The 18,937-nt window shown below is 72.7% G+C and carries 19 protein-coding genes; 8 read left to right on the top strand and 11 right to left on the bottom strand.

Annotation, left to right across the window (positions count from 1 at the left end):
* Nucleotides 1–696: NUDIX hydrolase (locus tag AC1DZA_RS15470; RefSeq protein WP_476773400.1), on the top strand; the 696-nt coding region annotated here is incomplete at its 5' end.
* Between the two features lie 39 nt (nucleotides 697–735).
* On the opposite strand, the gene AC1DZA_RS15465 is transcribed toward AC1DZA_RS15470, so the two are convergent.
* From AC1DZA_RS15465 to AC1DZA_RS15450, 4 genes are all read right to left on the bottom strand, one after another.
* Nucleotides 736–1,716: a GNAT family N-acetyltransferase gene (locus AC1DZA_RS15465; protein ID WP_476773399.1), complete on the bottom strand. Its 981-nt coding sequence runs from the start codon at nucleotides 1,714–1,716 to the stop codon at nucleotides 736–738.
* An 11-nt stretch (nucleotides 1,717–1,727) separates the two neighbouring features.
* Nucleotides 1,728–1,937 (bottom strand): DUF3072 domain-containing protein, encoded by a 210-nt coding sequence (locus AC1DZA_RS15460; RefSeq protein ID WP_476763295.1) that lies wholly within the window; start codon nucleotides 1,935–1,937, stop codon nucleotides 1,728–1,730.
* Nucleotides 1,938–2,088: 151 nt separating this feature from the next.
* Entirely contained in the window at nucleotides 2,089–2,379 is a 291-nt protein-coding gene (locus AC1DZA_RS15455) for a DUF4287 domain-containing protein (protein ID WP_476773398.1), read from the bottom strand.
* A 101-nt stretch (nucleotides 2,380–2,480) separates the two neighbouring features.
* On the bottom strand, nucleotides 2,481–3,446 hold the full coding sequence (locus AC1DZA_RS15450; protein ID WP_476773397.1) for an NAD(P)/FAD-dependent oxidoreductase: 966 nt from the start codon (nucleotides 3,444–3,446) through the stop codon (nucleotides 2,481–2,483).
* A 70-nt stretch (nucleotides 3,447–3,516) separates the two neighbouring features.
* Here AC1DZA_RS15450 and AC1DZA_RS15445 point away from each other — a divergent pair, with 70 nt between their 5' ends.
* Nucleotides 3,517–4,098: a helix-turn-helix domain-containing protein gene (locus tag AC1DZA_RS15445; protein ID WP_476763290.1), complete on the top strand. Its 582-nt coding sequence runs from the start codon at nucleotides 3,517–3,519 to the stop codon at nucleotides 4,096–4,098.
* A gap of 87 nt (nucleotides 4,099–4,185) precedes the next feature.
* On the opposite strand, the gene AC1DZA_RS15440 is transcribed toward AC1DZA_RS15445, so the two are convergent.
* Nucleotides 4,186–4,950 (bottom strand): SDR family NAD(P)-dependent oxidoreductase, encoded by a 765-nt coding sequence (locus AC1DZA_RS15440; RefSeq protein WP_476773396.1) that lies wholly within the window; start codon nucleotides 4,948–4,950, stop codon nucleotides 4,186–4,188.
* Nucleotides 4,951–5,096: 146 nt separating this feature from the next.
* Here AC1DZA_RS15440 and AC1DZA_RS15435 point away from each other — a divergent pair, with 146 nt between their 5' ends.
* A complete protein-coding gene (locus tag AC1DZA_RS15435) occupies nucleotides 5,097–5,891 on the top strand; it encodes a bestrophin-like domain (RefSeq protein ID WP_476773395.1) in 795 nt (264 codons plus the stop codon).
* Here AC1DZA_RS15435 and AC1DZA_RS15430 read toward each other — a convergent pair.
* From AC1DZA_RS15430 to AC1DZA_RS15410, 5 genes are all read right to left on the bottom strand, one after another.
* Nucleotides 5,888–6,178, bottom strand: coding sequence for a DUF1905 domain-containing protein (locus AC1DZA_RS15430; protein WP_476773394.1), 291 nt, complete (start codon nucleotides 6,176–6,178; stop codon nucleotides 5,888–5,890). The genes AC1DZA_RS15435 and AC1DZA_RS15430 overlap by 4 nt on opposite strands.
* Nucleotides 6,179–6,185: 7 nt before the next feature.
* Nucleotides 6,186–6,506: a hypothetical protein gene (locus AC1DZA_RS15425; RefSeq protein WP_476773393.1), complete on the bottom strand. Its 321-nt coding sequence runs from the start codon at nucleotides 6,504–6,506 to the stop codon at nucleotides 6,186–6,188.
* Nucleotides 6,507–6,866: 360 nt separating this feature from the next.
* Nucleotides 6,867–7,889 (bottom strand): 1-aminocyclopropane-1-carboxylate deaminase, encoded by a 1,023-nt coding sequence (locus AC1DZA_RS15420; protein WP_476773392.1) that lies wholly within the window; start codon nucleotides 7,887–7,889, stop codon nucleotides 6,867–6,869.
* Nucleotides 7,890–7,934: 45 nt separating this feature from the next.
* Nucleotides 7,935–8,639, bottom strand: a complete 705-nt coding sequence (locus AC1DZA_RS15415) for a GntR family transcriptional regulator (protein ID WP_476773391.1) — start codon at nucleotides 8,637–8,639, stop codon at nucleotides 7,935–7,937.
* 54 nt (nucleotides 8,640–8,693) lie between these two features.
* Nucleotides 8,694–9,227, bottom strand: coding sequence for a winged helix-turn-helix transcriptional regulator (locus tag AC1DZA_RS15410; protein WP_476773390.1), 534 nt, complete (start codon nucleotides 9,225–9,227; stop codon nucleotides 8,694–8,696).
* 86 nt (nucleotides 9,228–9,313) lie between these two features.
* On the opposite strand from AC1DZA_RS15410, the gene AC1DZA_RS15405 reads away from it, so the two are divergent.
* The 3 genes from AC1DZA_RS15405 to AC1DZA_RS15395 all read left to right on the top strand — a co-directional run bounded on the left by AC1DZA_RS15405 (nucleotide 9,314) and on the right by AC1DZA_RS15395 (nucleotide 12,657).
* Nucleotides 9,314–10,507, top strand: coding sequence for an MFS transporter (locus tag AC1DZA_RS15405; protein ID WP_476773389.1), 1,194 nt, complete (start codon nucleotides 9,314–9,316; stop codon nucleotides 10,505–10,507).
* Nucleotides 10,508–10,618: 111 nt separating this feature from the next.
* The gene (locus AC1DZA_RS15400; protein ID WP_476773388.1) at nucleotides 10,619–11,044 is read left to right on the top strand and encodes a VOC family protein; all 426 of its coding nucleotides are present in this window, start codon (nucleotides 10,619–10,621) and stop codon (nucleotides 11,042–11,044) included.
* Nucleotides 11,045–11,133: 89 nt separating this feature from the next.
* Nucleotides 11,134–12,657, top strand: coding sequence for an ATP-dependent DNA ligase (locus AC1DZA_RS15395; protein WP_476773387.1), 1,524 nt, complete (start codon nucleotides 11,134–11,136; stop codon nucleotides 12,655–12,657).
* A 37-nt stretch (nucleotides 12,658–12,694) separates the two neighbouring features.
* Here the strand turns inward: AC1DZA_RS15395 and AC1DZA_RS15390 are convergent, their stop codons facing one another.
* Complete coding sequence (locus AC1DZA_RS15390; protein WP_476773386.1) at nucleotides 12,695–13,777, bottom strand: DNA glycosylase AlkZ-like family protein; 1,083 nt, start codon at nucleotides 13,775–13,777, stop codon at nucleotides 12,695–12,697.
* 289 nt (nucleotides 13,778–14,066) lie between these two features.
* Between AC1DZA_RS15390 and AC1DZA_RS15385 the strand changes: the two genes are divergently transcribed.
* Nucleotides 14,067–14,834 (top strand): SDR family oxidoreductase, encoded by a 768-nt coding sequence (locus tag AC1DZA_RS15385; protein WP_476773385.1) that lies wholly within the window; start codon nucleotides 14,067–14,069, stop codon nucleotides 14,832–14,834.
* Nucleotides 14,835–15,098: 264 nt separating this feature from the next.
* On the top strand, nucleotides 15,099–18,797 hold the full coding sequence (locus AC1DZA_RS15380; protein ID WP_476773384.1) for a glycoside hydrolase: 3,699 nt from the start codon (nucleotides 15,099–15,101) through the stop codon (nucleotides 18,795–18,797).
* Nucleotides 18,798–18,937 lie beyond the last annotated feature (140 nt).

Here is an 18,937-nt window from a genome sequence, read left to right as displayed (position 1 = left end):
GCGGTCGACCCCGCCGCGCCCGCGCGCGCGGCGCGCGCCGAGCTCGTCGCCCTCTGCGAGCGCGGCCTCGAGTGGAACGCCGACATGCCGCAGGGCCTATGGGATGTCTCGAGCCTGCGTCCGGCAGCGGTGCTGGTGCTGTTCGGGGTGCTCGACCACGTGCCCGCGCGCACCGACGGCCCCGTCGCCCGCGACCTCGACGTGCTGCTGCTGCGCCGCGCGGCGACGCTCGGCAGCCACGCGGGGCAGATCGCGTTCCCGGGCGGGCGGCTCGAGGCATCCGATGACGGACCCATCGCCGGCGCCCTGCGCGAGGCGGTCGAGGAGACCGGGCTCGACCCCGACGGCATCGAACCGCTCGGCACGCTCCCCGAGATGGCGGTGCCGGTCAGCCGGCACATCGTCACGCCCGTGCCCGCGTGGTGGACGCATCCGAGCGAGGTGGTCGCGGTGGACCACGACGAGTCCGTCGACGTGTTCCGCATCCCGGTCGCCGACCTGCTCGAGCCCGCGAACCGCGCGATCACGGTGTACACCCTCGGCGACCACACGTACCGGTCGCCGGCCTTCACCGTGGGCGGCCGCATCGTGTGGGGCTTCACGGCGCTGGTGCTGTCGCGCATGTTCGACGAGCTCGGTTGGGCCGAGCCCTGGGACGCCGAGCGCATCGTCGAGCGCGACGACCTCACGCGCTGACGCACGTGCGCCGCGGGCCGACCAGCGGATGCCGCGGGCTCAGCCCCAGGCCAGGTTCACCAGTCGCTCGAAGGTGACGTAGCCGGCCCGGGCGAACGCCGCGGCCATGGGCACGTTGCCCACGTCGGTGGAGGCGCGGATGTGCGAGACCCCTGCCTCGTGGAGCACCCGGGTGCCCTCCGTCAGGATCCCGTCGATGTAACCACGTCCGCGATGCTCGGGCAGCACGCCGAGGTAGGCGATGATCGGGTGGTAGGAGTTGCGGGCCGGCACGACGAAGCCGACGATTCCGCCGGCGTCGTCGACCGCGACGCGCCACCACTCCCTGGGCGTCGTGTACCGGGCGAACTCGTCGTCGTACCAGGCCTCGGCCACCTCGCGGGGTGAGTGCTCGGCGAGCTCCTCCACGCTGTGGGCGTCGAGCGTGCCGGTGAGCACGCGCGTGGTCACGTCGAGGAACTCGGCGTCCGAGGCGAACGGCCGGAACGTGAGCCGGCCATCGGCTGCGGCCATCGGGGTGCCCGGAGTCCACTCCAGGCGGAGGCGCTCGACGACGAAGCGGGCACCGGTGCGCTCGAGCAGCTCCATGCGCAACTCGGTGCCCCGCCGCTGCACGGGATCATCGCGCCAGTCGCCGGGGAGGTAGCGCGCGAACTCGGGTGGCGTGTCGACGCCCGCGAGCACGTGCGCGGCGGCCCGTTCGAGGAGTGCCGCGCCGACCTCACGGAAGCTGTCGTCGGGGAGCGCATCGTCGACGTCGAAGATGTCGAGCTGCTCCGGTACGGCACCCTCGGTGCTCGTCCACCAGCCGATGCGCCCGAGGAACCGGCCGTCTCGCACCGCGACCCACATCCAGTCGAGCCGTCGGCGTCCACCGGCGAGGTCGTCGGCGAGCTCGTCGTTGAGCGAGTAGGGGATGCGGTTGAACAGTTCGAGCTCGTCGGCGTCCGTCAGGTGCCGGATCGTGAGATCGGCGGCGGGCTCGGCGAGGGCGGCGGAGTCGTCGGAGAGGTGTCGCATGCGTGTCGAGGCTACTGCCCCCGACCGGTGAGCCGCTGCAGTCGCTCGATCTCCGCCGACGCCTGCGCCTTCGTGAGGTCGGCGGGGACCTCCTCGCCCGCCTCGCGCGCGAGCGTGTCGAGGTAGCTGCGCTGTGCGGCGGTCATGGGCTCGTCGCCGGTCACCCAGTCCGACGGGTCCTTGCTGGCGGCGTCGTCACCGCTTCCGCGGGAGCCCAGCATGTCGTCGGATTCCTCGACGAGTCCGTCGTCCTCGGTGTCGTCGGGCTGGCTGCTTGCGGCATTCTGGTCGGTCATGCCGCGATCGTACGAGGAGCGACCGGCACCGCTGCAGGGGCTTGCATTCGCGGCGGAGGCGTGGTCGCGTCGACGCTCAGGGGTTCGGGTTCGTCGCCTTGCCGTCGAGCCAGAGGGTGTCGGATGCGTCGCTGTGGGCGCCGTCGGTGCCGACGTGCTTCGTGCTGATCTGCGGCCCCTTCGTGATCACGTGCACGAGCGCCATGGCGTGCCCCTGGCCGAGCCCGTAGTCCTCCTTCAGCCACGCCACGATCGGCGCCGACTTGGTGGTCTCGTCGAAGCCGCGCTCGTGCGCGAGCTCGATGAACTGGCGCGGCGTGAGTCCCGTCTTCGTCTCGACGTTGTCGAGGTATGCCTGGAACGACATGCGGTGGTCCTTTCGTCAGCGGGTGCGTGGGGGTGTGCCATGCACGAGCCTCGCGCTGCGGCATCCGACCCGCCAGCGTTTCGATCTGGATCGAAACTCGCTCAGACGACCGTGACGGCGGCGGCCAGCGCCTCGCGGATCTCCTCCTCGACGAGGTCGGCGTTGATCGCCGCGCCCACGGCGTTGCCGGCACCCGAGGCGATCGGCACCGACGTGCGCGGCGATACCACGTTGCCCGCCGCCCACAGCCCCGGCACGCTCGTGCGGCCGTCGGCGTCGACCGCAACCCAGTCGACGCCGAGCTGCTCGGTCGTCGCCGCGCCCAGCGAGCGAAGCACGGCGTCGTTCGGCAGTGGCAACGGCTGCAGGAACAGCGAGTCGATCGGCACCTCGGTGCAGTCGGCGAGACGGATGCCGCTGAGCCGGCCGTGCTCGTCGGCGACGACCCGCACGACCTCGCGCGACTCCACGGCGATGCCGCGGGCGACGAGTGCCGCGTAGGCGTCGGCCGGCAACTCCGTGCCGTTCACGAAGTAGGTGATGTCGGCCGACCACTGCCGCAAGAGCTGCGCCTGGTGCAGCGCCACCGGCCCGCCGGCGAGCACGCCGATGCGGCGGTCGCGCACCTCCCATCCGTCGCAGTACGGGCAGACCACGGCGCCCGATCCCCACTGCTCGGCGAGCCCGGGAATCTCCGGCAGGCCATCGCGCACGCCGGTGGCGACGAGCAGGCGACGGGCGACGTGGCGGGTGCCGTCAGCCGCGGCGACCTCGAACCCGCCGTCGACGGGCGTCGCGCCCCCGCGCCCGCCTGGGCCCGCAGCAGCGACCTCGCCCGACTCCACGACCACCCCGTACCGCCGCACCTCCTCGCGGCCGGCGGCGAGCAGGTCGAGCGGCGACCACCCGTCGCGGCCGAGCACGCCGTGCATGTGGGCGGCGACGCCGTTGCGCGGGGCGCCTCCGTCGAGCACGAGGACGCGGCGACGCGCGCGCCCGAGCATGAGGGCGGCGCTGAGCCCGGCGCTGCCGCCGCCGATGATGATGACATCCCACGAGTTCTGCATGTCTCCCATGCTGCGGAGCGTGCGCCGAACTGGCAACATGGTTTGCCGGAACGGCAAAGGAGGGGCGAACATGCCCGACGACCTCGACGGCGTGCTCGACGGCGTCGCCCCACGGCTGCGCGCGCTCCGGGCGCGGCGCGGACTCACGCTCGCCGAGCTCTCGGAGCACACGGGCATCTCGGTCAGCACGCTGTCGCGCCTGGAGTCGGGCGGCCGCAAGCCGACCCTCGACCTGCTCATCCGGCTCGCCTCCGTCTACCAGGCGAGTCTCGACGACCTCGTCGGCGCCCCGCAGATCGCCGACCCGCGCGTGCACCCCAAGCCGTTCTACCGGGGCGGGCGCGCGATCATCCCGCTCACGCGTGACAACCCCGATGTGCACGCCTTCAAGATGGTGCTGCCTGGGCATCCGCCCGACGAGCCCATCGCGCAGCGCGCCCACGAGGGCTACGACTGGATCTACGTGCTCAGCGGCCGCGTGCGGCTCGCCCTCGGCGACGATGAGATCGTGCTCGAGGCGGGCGAGGCCGCCGAGTTCGACACGCGCGTGCCGCACGGGCACGCCAGCGCCTCGACCGAGCCCGCCGAGATCATCAACCTGCTCAGCCGCCAGGGCGAGCGGGTGCACCTGCGCGAGGCCGGCGCGTCCTGAGCTCGCGCCCCCGGGCGATTCGAGCACCGGATGCCGCGTGCATCGGCGTCGGCAGCGGATGCCCCGCCGCGCCGCTCCAGGCGGAGGTCAGCGCTCCTCGGGGTCGGCGCCGCGCGCCGCGCGGCCCCCGTCGACCGGGATCACCGCCCCCGAGACGAAGCCCGCGGCATCCGACAGCAGGAACGCGACCACGTGCGCCACGTCGGCGGGCTCGCCCGGCCGGCCGAGCGGATGCAGCCGGCGCACCTGCGCCTCGAACGGCGCGCGGCTCGAGACCGACAGCTCGTCGAGGTGGGCCGTGTAGCGCTCGGTCACGATCGAGCCGAGGGCCACGCCGTTGCAACGGATGCCGCGGGCGCCGTAGTCCACCGCGATCGCGCGCGTCAGGCCCTCGATCGCCGCCTTCGCCGTGGCGTAGGGCAGCGCCCCGCGCACGGCGCGCTGGGCCTGGTGCGAGGAGACGTTCACGATCGCGCCGGCGACCCCCGTGTGCAGGAACTCGCCGATCGCCGTCGCCGCGCCGGCCAGCACCGGCCGGAGGTTCTGCGCCACGAGGTCGAGCGTCGCCTCGCCGCCGGCCTCGTGCAGCCAGGCGTCGTGGAACACCGCGGCGTTGTTCACCCAGCCGCGCAGCTCGCCGAGCGACCGAGCGCGGTCGAGCGCCTGCTCGAGCACCACGGGATCGCCCGCATCGCCCACGACGGAGGCGCCGGATGCCGCGTCCAGCCACTCCGCCGGACGCACGTCGACCACGACCACCGCCGCGCCCTCGTCGGCGAGGACCTCGGCGATCCGCCGGCCGATCCCGCCGGCGGCTCCGGTCACCACGTGGACTGGCGTCGGCTCGGCCATGGGGTCATCGTAGGTCGAACGCGCGCACGCGGCATCCGCTGATCGCGTCGATTCGATGCGCGAGACGCCCCGAATCCCTAGGCTGAACGTCGATCGGACCACCTCGTCCGGCATCCGCTGTTCCGCACCTCGGGGGAGGGGCGCCGATGTTGAACTGGTTCTACAGCAGCAGCGTGTGGATCACCATGCCGCTGTTCGTCGGTGGGTTCGTGCTCGCGTCGTGCCTCATCGTCGTGGGACTCCGGCCGGTCGTGCACCGGTTCGTCGACGACACGAAGGAGTGGGACCGCGCGCTCGCCCACGTGATCGGCACCTTCGGCGTGTTCTTCGGCATCCTGCTCGCGCTCGTCGCCGTCTCGGTGTACGAGAACTTCGCCTACACCCGCCAGGCCACGATCGAGGAGGCCGGCGATGTCGGTGCCCTCTACCGCGCCACGCAGGGACTGCCCGCCGAAGACGGGGAGCCCATGCGGCAGTCGCTCGACGACTACATGCACGCCGTGATCGAGATCGACTTCCCGCAGCAGGAGGCGGGCCTCCTCCCCGACGCGAGCGACGGTGAGGTCGACGAGTTCGAGGCGCGCCTCCACCAGATCGAGGCGCAACCCGGCGACGAGCAGGCCGAGTTCAACCAGGTGCTCGCCACCTTCGACACGTTCATCGAGTCGCGTCGTGCTCGCATCGACGCCACCGCCCTGGCGTTGCCGCCACTGTTCTGGCTCGTGATCTGGGTGGGCGCCGCCGTGAACGCGGTGCTCATCGCCTTCATCGCCGTGCGGAGCGCCCGGCTCCACCTGTTGATGGCGGGACTCCTCGCCCTCTTCATCGGGCTGGTGATCTACGTGACCGCCGACATGGACCACCCCTACGAGGGCGCGATCTCGGTGGGGTCGGGCGCCTACGAACGGGTGCTCGAGCAGATCATCGACAATCCCGACTAGACCGTCAGCCGCACGTCGACGGCGTCGCCCACCTCCAGGCGCTCCGCCTCGCGCACCCACGCCTTCACCGGCACGATGTAGCCGCCGTCCTTCGGCCAGAGCGACGTGGCCCACTCGCTGCCGCCGATGCGCACGGTGGCGGGGACCATGCCCCAGCCATAGGTCACCGCCGGGGCGATCGCCGCGATCGCGTCGCACTCGTCGGCGGGCACGGTCACGAAGTGCCACGGAGCCGGGCCGCGCCAGAACCACACGTCGCCGGTGAACGCCAGGTGCACGCCCGTCATCGTGAGGTCACGCCGTGATCGAACCCACGAAGGCGTACGCCTCGTCGGCGAGCTGCCGCCAGCGGTCGGCGCCGGCGTCGAACGGCACGGCCGCCCACTCGCGCATCGGGCTGCCGCGCATGATCATGTGGTCGAGCGCGAGCTCGTGGATGCGCTCGGACGGCAGCTTCACCACGAGGCGCCCGTCGGCGGCCACGAACGCGAACAGCTTGCCGCGCACCGAGTAGCCCTCGGATCCGAACATGCGGCCGACGCCCACGTCGGGCCGCGCGACGAGGTCGCCCGCCGCCTCGGCGAGCCGCTCGCGCCCGCGCGTGCGGTCATCCATGCCTCGACGATACGGCGCCCCGCCGACACGCCGCGCCCCGCCGACACGCCGCACCCCGCCGCATCCGGTCCCCGTCGCCGCATCCGCCTAGGGTGCGGCATCCGCTACTCGTGAGGACACGATGTGCGGGTGCGGCGCGCGTTGGACCCGCAGATCTCGTCCTGACGTGGGGAAGCGCACCCGCCTGCAGCCGCTCGCCCCGGTGTGCGCTCGCTGCCCCGCATCCGCTCGCCTCCGGCGTGTCGAGATGACGCGAATCGACCTTCCGACGCGCGCGAAGGTCGATTCGCGTCACCTCGGCGAGCTCGCGCGCGGCGGTCGAGCCGCGGCATCCGCTCGGCCCGCCGGCATCCGCCCCGCTCAGTGGTATCGGCCGCTGTAGGCGTTGATCGCGGGCTGGCCGCCGAGGTGCGCGTAGAGCACCTTCGCGTCGCGGGGGATCTCGCCGCTCGTCACGAGGTCGATGAGCCCGGCCATCGACTTGCCCTCGTAGACTGGGTCGAGGATGACGCCCTCGAGGCGGCCCGTGAGCCGCATCGCCTCATCGGTCGACTCCACCGGCACCCCGTAGAGGTCGCCCGCCCACCCCTCGAGCACGGTCATCTCGTCGTCGCGCAGCTCGCGCCCGAGCTCGATGAGCGCGGCGGTGTTGCGCGCGATGCGGGCGACCTGGTCGCGGGTCTCGTCGATCTTCGCCGAGGCGTCGATGCCGATGACGCGCCGCTGCGGTCCGCCGAAGTTGTGCTCCAGGTCGGCGAAGCCGGCGATCATGCCGGCGTGCGTCGATCCGGTGACCGAGCACACCACGATCGTGTCGAAGAACACGCCGAGTTCGCGCTCCTGCGCGGCGACCTCGTGCGCCCAGTTCGCGAAGCCGAGCCCGCCGAGCCGGTGATCGGACGCCCCGGCCGGGATCGCGTACGGCGTGCCGCCGCGCTCCTCGACGTCGGCGATCGCCTGCCGCCACGAGTCCTTGAAGCCGATGCCGAACCCGGCGGGGGAGAGCCGCACGTCGGCGCCCATGAGCCGCGACAGCAGGATGTTGCCGACCCGATCGTTCACGGCATCGGGCCAGTCGACCCAGTGCTCCTGGACGAGCACGGCGCGCATGCCGAGGTGCGCGGCCACCGCGGCGACCTGCCGGGTGTGGTTCGACTGCACGCCGCCGATCGACACGAGGGTGTCGGCGCCCTTCGCGAGCGCGTCAGGCACGAGGTACTCGAGCTTGCGGGTCTTGTTGCCGCCGAAGGCGAGGCCGCTGTTCACGTCCTCGCGCTTCATCCAGATGCGCGCGCCGCCGAGGTGGTCGCTCAGGCGGTTCACCGGATGCACCGGGCTCGGCCCGAACGTCAGCTGGTGGCGTGGGAAGTCGGCGAGTGCCATGGTGCTCCTCTGGTGGGGGTGGTGTGAGACGGGTGACGGATGCCGCTACGCGGACGCGTGCCCGTCGGTGGCCGTGTCGACGGCCGGCTCGCCGTCGTCGAGGTGCAGGAGCCGGCCGAGGGTCGACCAGTTCTCGCGGGCGGCGGCACCGGCCTCGTCGGCACGGCCGGCCGCGCAGAGCTCGATGATGCGGGCGTGGTCGGCGACGGAGCCGCGCCCGGCGAGCGAGCCGAACCGTGCGCGCTCGAGCCGGCGCAGGAGCGGCGTGACCTGTTCGAGCAGGCCTGGCAGCAGGGGATTCGCGCTGGCGCGCACGGCGACGCCGTGGAAGTCGTCGTCGGCGGCGATCGCGGCCTCCACGTCGTCGGCGTCGAGCGCCGCGGCGAAGCGGTCGTTCGCGGAGCGCATGGCGTCGAGGTCGGCGTCGGTGAGCTGTGGCACCGCGTCGCGCACCGCGAGCTCGTGCAGGGCGGCCGCGATGCGTTGGGCCGCGAGCGCCGCGCGGGTGTCGAGCGGAGCGACCACGGTCTGCTTGGCCCGGCGGGTGTGCACGAGCCCGGCGATCTCGAGCCGCGCGATCGCCTCGCGGATCGGCGTGCGGCTCACGCCGAGCCACTGCTCGAGCTCGGGGTCGCGCAGGCGCTCGCCGGGGGCGAGCTCGCCGCTCACGATCGCGTCGCGCAGCTCGCGATAGGCGTAGTCGCGCAGGGAGCTCGGGCGGGCGACGGCGCGTGCGGCGGCCAGTGGCATGCAATATATTGCAGCGGATGCCGCAGCGCATGTCAAGGCAGGTGTGACGAGCGGCTACGCGAGCGGCCGGGCGCCGGGTCCGCGTACGACGGCGACGCCCGCGGGGTCGCGCTCCACGCCGTCGGCGTCGACGAACGCGAGACGCAGGGGAGCGCCCGAGTCGCGGTCGGTGTAGAGGGCGGCCGGCCCGAAACCGCTCGGGCGGTGCTCGTCGCCCCAGGCGCTCATGGCGGCGAGGACCGGCAGCAGGGCCCGCCCGGCATCCGTCAGCACGTATTCCTCGCGCTCGCGCTCGCCCTCGTCGCGGTAGGGCCGACGCTCGAGGATGCCGCCGTCGACGAGTCGTCCGAGGCGGTCAGTGAGCACGTCGGGCGCGATGCCGAGGCGGGAGCGGAACTCGGCGAACCGGGTGCGGCCCCACATCGCCTCGCGCACGATGAGCAGCGACCACTTCTGGCCGAGCACCTCGAGGCTGCGGGCGATCGAGCACCGCTCGACGGCCGCGGCGTCGCCGCCGCGGAGGGCCGCAGTCGCGGCATCCGTCAGCTCGCCGACGGCGGTCGCCGTGGCATCCGCTTCACGTTCCATGCATGCAGCATACCAACTGACTAGGAAAAACAGATCCAGCGTGCTAACTTGGTGATTCCAACTCAGGGGATCGAGAGGCGGCACCCATGGCCCTATCGGATCGCGCAGGATTCTGGACCGCGGCATCCGTCGCCGGACTCGCGCTCTGGGCGAGCGCAGCGCCCACGGTCGTGTATCCGCTCTATGCCGCGGAGTGGCAGCTGCAGCCCTCGGTGACCACCGCGATCTTCGCGATCTACCCGCTCGTGCTGGTGCCGGTGCTCATCGTGTTCGGCAACCTGTCCGACGTGATCGGCCGGCGGGCGGTCATCCTGATGGGGCTGGCTGCGCTCACCGCCGGCTCGGTCGCCTTCGGGCTCGCTCCCGACCTGGCCTGGGTCTTCATCGGACGCGCGCTCATGGGCGTCGGCGTCGGGCTCTCGCTGAGCCCAGCCACGGCCGCGATGGTCGAGTTCGGCGGCCGCGACGGCGCACGCCGTGCGAGCTCGGCGACGACCGCGGCCACCGCCGGCGGGCTGGCACTCGCGACGATCGTCGGGGGAGCGCTCGTGCAGTACGCGCCTGCCCCACTGCACCTGAGCTTCTGGGTGCTCACGGCGGTCACGGTGCTGGTCGGTGCGTTCGTGTTCGCCCTTCCCCGGCACACCCGCGACGAGGCGTCCGGCACGTGGCGACCGCGACTGCCCCGGATGCCGCGTGAGGAGCGTGCGTCGTTCACCGCAGGCACCCTCGGCATCTCGGCGGCCTACGCGATGGGGGCGATCTTCCTCGCGCTCGGGGCGCAGATCGCCCGTGACCTCGTGCGCAGCGACAACGCGTTCGTCAACGGCGCCATCATCTCGATCTCCGCCGTGACCATCGGCGTCGTTGCCGTACTCGCCCGGCCGCTGCGCCCGCGCGTCGCCGTCACGCTCGGTCCGGTGCTCGCGCTCGTGGGTCTCGGCCTGCTCATCGTGGCGGGGCTCGACCACTCGCTCCCGGCGTTCATCGCCTCATCGCTCGTGGCAGGCGCCGGCTACAGCCTCATGTTCTCGGGCGGGCTCGGCCTCGTCACCGGGAGCGCGCCCGCCCACCATCGCGCGGCCGTGATCTCGGCGGCCTACGTCGTGGGCTACCTCGTGCAGGCGGTCGCGGCGCTCGGGCTCGGCGTGCTCGCCACGACCGCGGGCCTGCAGGTCGCGCTCGAGATCGGGGCGCCGGTCATCCTGCTGCTGGGGGTCGCCGCGCTCGTGGTGGCGAACGCCGGGCGGCGGCGGAGCGCCGTGGTCGTGTCCGCATAGTCCGGCGTCGCGGCCCGGGTCGCGGGCTGGGTTCGCGCCGGCGCGCGGGCCGGGTCGCGGATCTCGGCGCCCGGGCGTACCGTGTGCGGCATCCGAGACCGGGAGGACACCATGGCGAACCTCGTCGTGCACTTCGAGATCCACGCGTCGGAGCCGCAGCGGCTCATCGACTTCTACTCCGAGCTGCTCGGCTGGGAGTTCACGCAGTTCGGCGACATGCCGTACTGGTCGATCGACACCGGCGAGGGTGCCATCGGCAACACCGCCGGGCAGCCGGGCCTCGGCATCAACGGCGGCCTGACCCAGCGTATGGGCCCGAAGCCCGAGGCGGGCGCCGCCGTGAACGGATGCAACATCGTCGTGGGCGTCGACGACGTCGACGCGCTCATGCGTCGCGGCCTGGAACTGGGCGGCGCTGAAGCGCTGCCCGCCGACGACATGCAGGGCGTCGGAAGGGTCGGCTACCTGCTCGACCCCGACGGCAACGTGTTCGGGCTCATCTCCCCGGTGATGTCGGACGGCACCAGGGCGATGTGAGCCGCTGGGGCCCGGCAGGTCGCGTCGGCCGCTCTCCGCCGATCGGTCGTCGCAGCGTCGATGTCGGAAGCCGGTGGCAGACTGGCCCCGTGCTGCTCGACGAGCTCGTGACCACGGCCGACGCCGTCACGTCGACGCGCTCGCGCCTGGCCAAGGTCGACGCGCTGGCCGATCTCCTCCGTCGGCTCGAGCCCGACGAGATCGCGCCCGCGGTCGGGTTCCTCGTGGGCAAGCCGCGACAGGGCCGTGTCGGCGTCGGATGGCGCGGGGTCGCCGCCGCGATGGGTGAGCCGGCCGCCGAGCCCAGCCTCACCGTGGCCGAGCTCGACGAACTGCTCGACCGGCTGGCCGTCACGGGCGGAGCCGGGTCGACCGCCGAGCGCGCGCGGGCGTTGCGAGAGCTCACCGCCCGTGCGACCGAGCGGGAACAGGGCTTCCTCGGCCGGGTGCTGCTCGGCGACATGCGCACCGGCGCCCTCGAGGGTGTGCTCACCGACGCCGTCGCGCGCGCCGCCGATCGCCCCGGCGACGTGGTGCGCCGCGCGGCCATGCTTTCGGGCGACCTCGGCGAGACGGCGCGCACCGCGCTCACCGAGCCGCCCGAGGTGCTCGACGCGGTGGGGCTCGTCGTGGGCCGCCCCGTGCTCCCGATGCTCGCCGCGACCGCTGCCACGGCGTCGGCGGCGCTCGAGACCACGGGCGAGGCATCCGTCGAATACAAGCTCGACGGCGCGCGCATCCAGGTGCATCGGTCGGGCGACGAGGTGCGCGTGTTCACCCGCAACCTCGCCGACATCACCCACCGGCTGCCCGAGGTCGTCGAGGTGGTCCGTGGCATGCCAGTGCGCGACGTCATCCTCGACGGTGAGACGCTCGCCCTCGATGAAGACGGCGGTCCGCGGCCGTTCCAGGACACGATGTCGCGCTTCGGCGCCGAGACCGCACGCGAGACGCTGCTGCATCCGTGGTTCTTCGACGTGCTGCACGTCGACGGCCGCGACCTGCTCGACGAGCCGCTCTCGACGCGGATGGGCGAGCTCGAGCGCATCGCCGGGGAGCACCGGATCCCCGGCGAGGTCACCACCGACCCCGAGGTCGCCGAGCGCATCTCCCGCGACGCGCTCGCCGCCGGGCAGGAGGGCGTGGTCGTCAAGGCCATCGACTCGCCGTATGCCGCCGGCCGGCGGGGCTCGAGCTGGATCAAGGTCAAGCCCGTGCACACCTACGACCTCGTGGTGCTCGCGTGCGAGTGGGGTTCCGGCCGGCGCGAGGGCTGGCTCTCCAACCTGCACCTCGGTGCCCTCGATCCCGTCGGCGAGTTCGGTGAGCCGGGCGAGTTCGTGATGGTCGGCAAGACGTTCAAGGGCCTCACCGACGAGTTGCTCCGCTGGCAGACCGAGACGTTCCAGCAGATCGAGGTGCGCCGCACTGCGAACACCGTGTGGGTCGCGCCGACGATCGTGGTCGAGATCGCGATCGACGGCGTGCAGCGCTCGACGCGCTATCCCGGCGGCATCGCGCTGCGGTTCGCGCGGGTCAAGCGCTACCGCGACGACAAGCGGCCCGAAGACGCCGACACGATCCAGACGCTGCGAGGGCTGTTGCGCGGGTAGCCTCTGGTCGCTCCGGCGCCCGGCCGGCGCCGCCGCGTCAGCGTCGCACCTCGAGCCCCAGCCACGACGCCAGGGCGTCGATCTCATCGTCAACGTCGCGCCGCACGACGGTCGTGAACGGCTCGTCCTCGTGGATCGCGTTCACGATGAGCACGCCGCCCTTGCGGTCGGCCGTCGCGTCGAGCTTGCCGACGAGGCGATCACCATGCAGGATCGGCAGCGCGAAGTACCCCCAGCGGCGCTTGGCGGCCGGCTTGTACATCTCGAGGGCGTAGTCGAAGTCGAACAGCTCGAGGGCGCGGGTGCGGTTGTGCACGAGCCGGTCAAATGGCGAGAGCAGGGCCGTTCGGCCCTCGAACGGATGCCCCAGCAACGCGGGGTCGACGCGCCACTCGCCGTCGACCCCCTCGACCACGGCCGGTTCGCCGGCGGCGCCGACATCCGCCGGCTCCATCGGCACCACCGGCGACTTCGCGCGTGCGATGCCGAGTGAGCGCAGGCGGCGCTCGTCGCGGAGCCGTCGTGCCTCGTCGGCGGTCACGGCGCCCAGGTCGGCCGGAAGCGCGCGCTCGCCGAGATCCCAGATCCGTTCGCGCTTGCGGCGCCCGACGATCGCGATCTCGCCGCGGGCGGCCAGGAACTCGAGCATCTGAGTGACGTTGCGGTTGCCCGTCCAGCCTGACGAGGTCCACGGCACCACGCTCGTGTCGGGGATCTCCCGCGAGGTCAGCGGTCCTTCGTCGCGCAGTCGGGCGAGCACGTCTCGACGGAACGACTCGTTGGCGTCGAGCCACTCGTGCCACCGGGGGTAGTCGGGCGACCGTTCCATGTCGGCGCGGAAGAGGGCGAGGTCCTCCATCGGCCGGATCAGCGCGTTGAACTCGATGAGGGTGCGGTCGTCCTCGAGCGCACGCACGAGGTCGGCCGGCGCGTAGGCCCCGCCGAGCCGGCTCCAGGCGACGAGGTCGGCGTTCGGCGCGATCGCGGCGGTCGGGTCGACCTGGAGGAACGTGAGGTGCCGCACGGTGTCGAGCAGGTCGGCCGGCCGGTCGGCGCCGAGCAGTTGGGCGCGCACGGCGACACGACGTGCCTGCGTGCGGTCGAGACGGTGGGGCTCCACGGGTCCACGGTAGCCACGGCCGCCGACGTTCGTCACCCCGGCTCCGCGCGGCCCTCGCCCTGGCGCTCCGACCTGCGGATATACGATCCGGCGCGTCGACCTCCGGGCGCGACCGGCGGCGCGCCGGATCGTATATCCGCAGAAGCGAGCAGTGCAGCTGTCGATGGCCGGCGGTGCGGCGTCGGAGTGACGAGGTCGCAGTCGGATGTCACATCTCGCCGCGGCATCCGGTCGTATTGGATGTGAGCAGCGAACGTCGCAGCCCGACCACCCAGGAGGAGACCGCACGATGAAGATCGCTGTCGCAGGAGGAACCGGAACCGTCGGCCGTCACGTCGTCGACGTCGTGCGCGACCGCGGCGACGAGCCGGTCGTGCTGGCCCGTTCGACCGGCGTCGACCTCGTGACGGGGGCGGGGCTGGCCGGCGCGCTCGACGGCGTCGAGACGGTGATCGACGTCGCGTCGGTGCAGACGCTGTCGGATGCCGCGTCCCGCGACTTCTTCGGCGCGGTCACCCGCACCCTGCTCGGCGCCGAGGTGGCGGCGGGCGTGCGCCACCACGTGGCACTCTCGATCGTCGGCGTCGACGACGCCCCACACGGGTACTACGCCGGGAAGGTGCTGCAGGAGCAGCTCGTCGAGGCAGGGCCGGTGCCGTGGACGATCCTGCGCGCCACGCAGTTCCACGAGTTCGCGGGCCAGATCTTCGACACGGCCAAGGTCGGCCCGCTCGTGTTCGTGCCGCGCATGCGGTCGCAGCCGGTGGCCGCCCGGGAGGTGGCCGAGCGGCTGGTCGCGCTCGCGGCGCGGGAGCCGGCGGGGAGGGCGAAGGACCTCGCGGGTCCCGGCGAGGAGCGGATGGCGGACATGACACGGCGTTGGGCGACGGCGACCGCCCGGCGGGGCCGGGTCGTGGAGGTGCCGCTCCCCGGCGCGTACGGGCGGGCCCTGCGTGACGGCACGCTGCTGGCGCGCCCCGGCTCGGACCTCGGGGTGCAGACGTTCGACGCCTGGCTCGCCGCCGTGGCTCCGGCGCGGCATCCGCTGGACTCCTGAGGGCCACGCCCGCCTCGCGCTCCCGGCCGCGGTCGCTGGTGCGCCGCGGAGCCCGCCCGTTCATGCCGGCGGCCGCCCGCGGTCGAGTCGATGCCGAACCCGCACCTCTGCGTCGCAAAGCGCGGGTTCGGCATCCACTCGCCGATCTCGACATCCACCTCTTCCCAATGTTGACGTCAACATGTATCGTCGCCCTCGAGCGTGTTGACGTCAACACGCTTGCTGACCCACACGATCTCTCAACGGCGAAAGAGGACGACGTCAATGACGATGCACGGGAGGCGGCCGGATCCGGCCGCGGCACGGCACACGCGGGCCAAGCGGCTCGCCGCGATGATCACGGGTGGAGCGCTGCTCGGCGGCGCCCTCCTGGCGGTGCCGATCGGGGCCGCGACGCCCGCGGCGGCGGCCCCGGCGGACGGCATCACCATCACCCCGAACCCCGCCTACCAGGGCGAGTCGTTCCAGGGGTGGGGCACGAGCCTGGTCTGGTTCGCGAACGCGACCGGCGGCTACCCGGCCGAGCTGCGGGAGCAGCTCTACCAGGCCGTGTTCGGCGAGGACGGCCTCGACCTCAACATCGCGCGCTACAACATCGGCGGCGGCAACGCGTCCGACGTGCAGGACTACCTGCGCCCGGGCGGCGCGGTCGACGGCTGGTGGGCCGCCGACCCCGACGGCTCAGCGGGCGCCTACGACGGCACCACCACGAGGTTCGCCGACCGCAACGCGCTGCTCGCCAAGTGGGACGCCGACGACGCCGCATCGTACGACTGGTCGGCCGACGCGACCCAGCGCTGGTGGGTCGAGCGCCTCGCCGAATACGACCAGATCACCCACTGGGAGACGTTCGCCAACTCGGCGCCGTACTTCATGACCGAGAGCGGCTACGTCTCGGGCGGCTTCAATGCGACGTCCGAGCAGCTGAAGCCCGCGGCCGAGGCGCAGTTCGCCACGTATCTCGTGAACGTCACCGAGCACCTCGAGGACGAGTACGGCATCCACGTCGACACGATCGACCCCTTCAACGAGCCGAACACGAACTACTGGGGCACGACCCTCAGCAACGGCAAGCCGGTCGGCGGCCGCCAGGAGGGCATGCACATGGGGCCCGCCCGTCAGGTCTCGCTCATCGACGACGTGCGCGCCGAGCTCGACGACCCCGCCACGACCACCGACGCCGGCCTCGCCGCGATGGACGAGACCAATCCCGGCATCTTCGCGACGAACTGGGCCGGCTACCCGGCCGCGACGCGCGCCAAGGTCGACCGCATGAACGTGCACACCTACGGCACCTCGGGCCGGCTCGTCGTGCGCGACCTCGCCAAGCAGGCCGACACCGACCTCTGGATGAGCGAGATCGAGGGCAACTGGGTCAGCGGCTTCAACCCCGTGAACATCGAGAACGGCCTCGGCATCGCCGGCCGCATCCACGACGACCTCCGCGAACTCGAGCCGAACGCGTGGGTGCTCTGGCAGCCCGTCGAGGACCTCTACAACATGGAGCCGCAGGGCGAGAACCTCAACTGGGGCTCGATCTTCATCGACCTGGACTGCACGCCCTACCAGGAGGCGGGCGGCACCGTGTGGAAGTCCGCGCGCCGGGTCGCCGACGCGGGCGGCGACTCCCCGAAGGCACCTGAGTGCGGCGTGCAGGTGAACTCGAAGTTCAACACGATCCGCAACTTCACCAAGTACCTCCACGAGGGCGACCACCTCGTGGCGGTCGACGACGCGTCGAGCACGGCGGCCGTGCGTGGCGACGGCACTGGGGCGACCATCGTGCACACGAACACCGCGGCATCCGAGCGCGTCGTCACGCTCGACCTGTCGAACTTCGGCGAGATCGCCGAGGGCGCCACGGTCACGCCCGTGGTCACCACGCAGGCCGCGTCGGCGGATGCCCCGACGGCCAACGCGCTCGTCGAGGGTGCGCCGGTCGCGATCGATCGCGCCGCGAAGACCGCGACGCTCACGGTGCCCGCGAAGTCGGTCACCACGTTCGTGATCGACGGCGTCTCGGGGGTCGCGGCGGACGCCCCAGCGCTCCGTGACGGCCACCGCTACCAGTTCGTCGGCACCCAGAGCGGCAAGGCGCTCACGGCCGGCGCGACGGGCGCGGCCACCACGATCCGCAACCTGGCGACGGATGCCGCGGCGGCAGCGCCGCAGGCGTGGACCGTGCACGAGGTGCCGGCGGGCGACCGCGAGGCGACGCGACGCGTGGTGCTCGAGGCATCCGACGGTCGCGTGCTCGGCGCGACGAGCTCGGGCACCGACCTGCGGACAGCCTCGCTCGAGACCGCGGTCGCCACGGCCGCCACGCGCTGGATCGTGAACACCACCGACGGGCGCGCGTACACGCTCGTGAACGAGGCGCTCGGCCTCTCGCTCGACGTCAACGGCCAATCGACGACGAGCGGCGCGACCGTGGGCGTCTACGGGTCGAACGGCGGCGCGAACCAGTCGTGGGATCCGCGCGACCTCGCCCCGCTCGATGGGCAGACGGTCGCCGCGCGCACCCAGGCGGGCGTCGCGCCCGTGCTGCCCGAGACGATCGTGCCGCGCTACGCCTGGGGCGCGGGCGTGCCCGTCGCCGTCACGTGGCAGCTCCCCGACGAGGGCGCGTGGGCCGAGACCGGCCGCGTCGAGGTGCCCGGCACCGCGACCGACGTCTTCGGGCAGGCCGTCGCCGTGACCGCGCTCGTCGACGTGGGCGGGCTCACGGCCGCCGATCCCGTCTCGATCACGGTCGCCGCGGGCTCGTCCCTCGCCGGCGTGCAGGCCGCCGCCCCCGCCGTGGTTCCGGCCCGGGTCGGGGCGTCGGAGAACGCGTTCGACGTGCCCGTGACCTGGGATTGGACGGGCATCACGGATGCCGCGTTCGACGAGGTCGGGATCGTGCGGGTGCCCGGCGCGGCATCCGCCGACGGAGCCTCGCTGAGCGCGCAACTCGCGGTGCTCGTCACCGAGGGGACGCTGCGCAACATCAACCCGGATGCCGGCACCACCGCGTCGGCGAGCTCGACCGAGTCGGGCTACCCGGCCGACCGCACGCGCAACGGCGTCGAGGGCGACAAGGGCTGGTCGAACTGGGTGTCGACGAACAAGCCGGCGCAGTCGACGCTGACGTACCTGTACGCGGCGCCGCACCAGGTGCAGCAGGTGTCGGTGCAGTTCTACCGCGACGGCACCACGAGCTGGGCCCAGACGATGCAGGTGCAGGTGCGCGGCACCGACGGCACGTGGGTCGCCGCACCCGGTTGGGAGACCGCGAAGCCCGTGGCATCCCCGGCCGACGGCAGCGCGCCGACGGTCGTGGCGTCGTTCGCGCCGGTCACCGCGACCGGCGTGCGGGTCGTCATGAACGCCTACCCGAACACGCACCTCATCGTGTCGGAGGTGAAGGTGTTCGAGTCCGTGGCCGCGCCGGCGGCAGTGGCCGACCTCGCGGTGCTGCGCCTCGACGGCGAGACGATCGACGGGTTCGACCCGGCGCGCCTCGACTACGAGGTCGACGTCGACGGCGGACGACTGCCCGCGGTCGACGGGATCGCGGTCGACTCGGCCGCGGCCGTGCGGGTCACGCAGGCCTCGACGGCGAACGGCGGCGTCGCCACGATCGTCGTGACGTCGGCCGACGGCAGCGCGACTCGCACGTACTCGGTGACCGTCCGCAGGCACGCGGTGATCGACGGGTTCGCGCTCGCCGACCGGCCGCGCGTGGGCACCCCGGCCGCTGCCATGGGCTCGTTCGATCCTGCCGACGGCGACATCGCGTGGCAGTGGCTGCGCAACGGCGAGCCCATCCAGGGCGCGACGGATGCCACGTACACGCCGGTCACGAGCGACGCGGGCAAGCTCCTGAGCGTGCGAGTGACGGTGTCGGCCGACGGCGTCGAGGCGGCGACGACCGTGAGCGACGCGCAACGGATCCTGGCCGCCAACTCGCGCAAGCCGTGATGCCGTGAGCTGGTGAGCTGCCGATGACCTGATTCCGGATGCCGCGAGGGCGGCCGTCGCATCGCGCGGCGGCCGCCCTTCGCGTGCCGCGCGCCCGATCGAGTGGATGCCGAACCCGCGCCTCGGCGCACTGGCGTGCG

This window comes from Agromyces sp. P2_B3 (assembly GCF_056404815.1).
The sequence above is the reverse complement of the archived record's forward strand: the minus strand, read 5'-3'. Positions and strand labels throughout refer to the sequence as shown.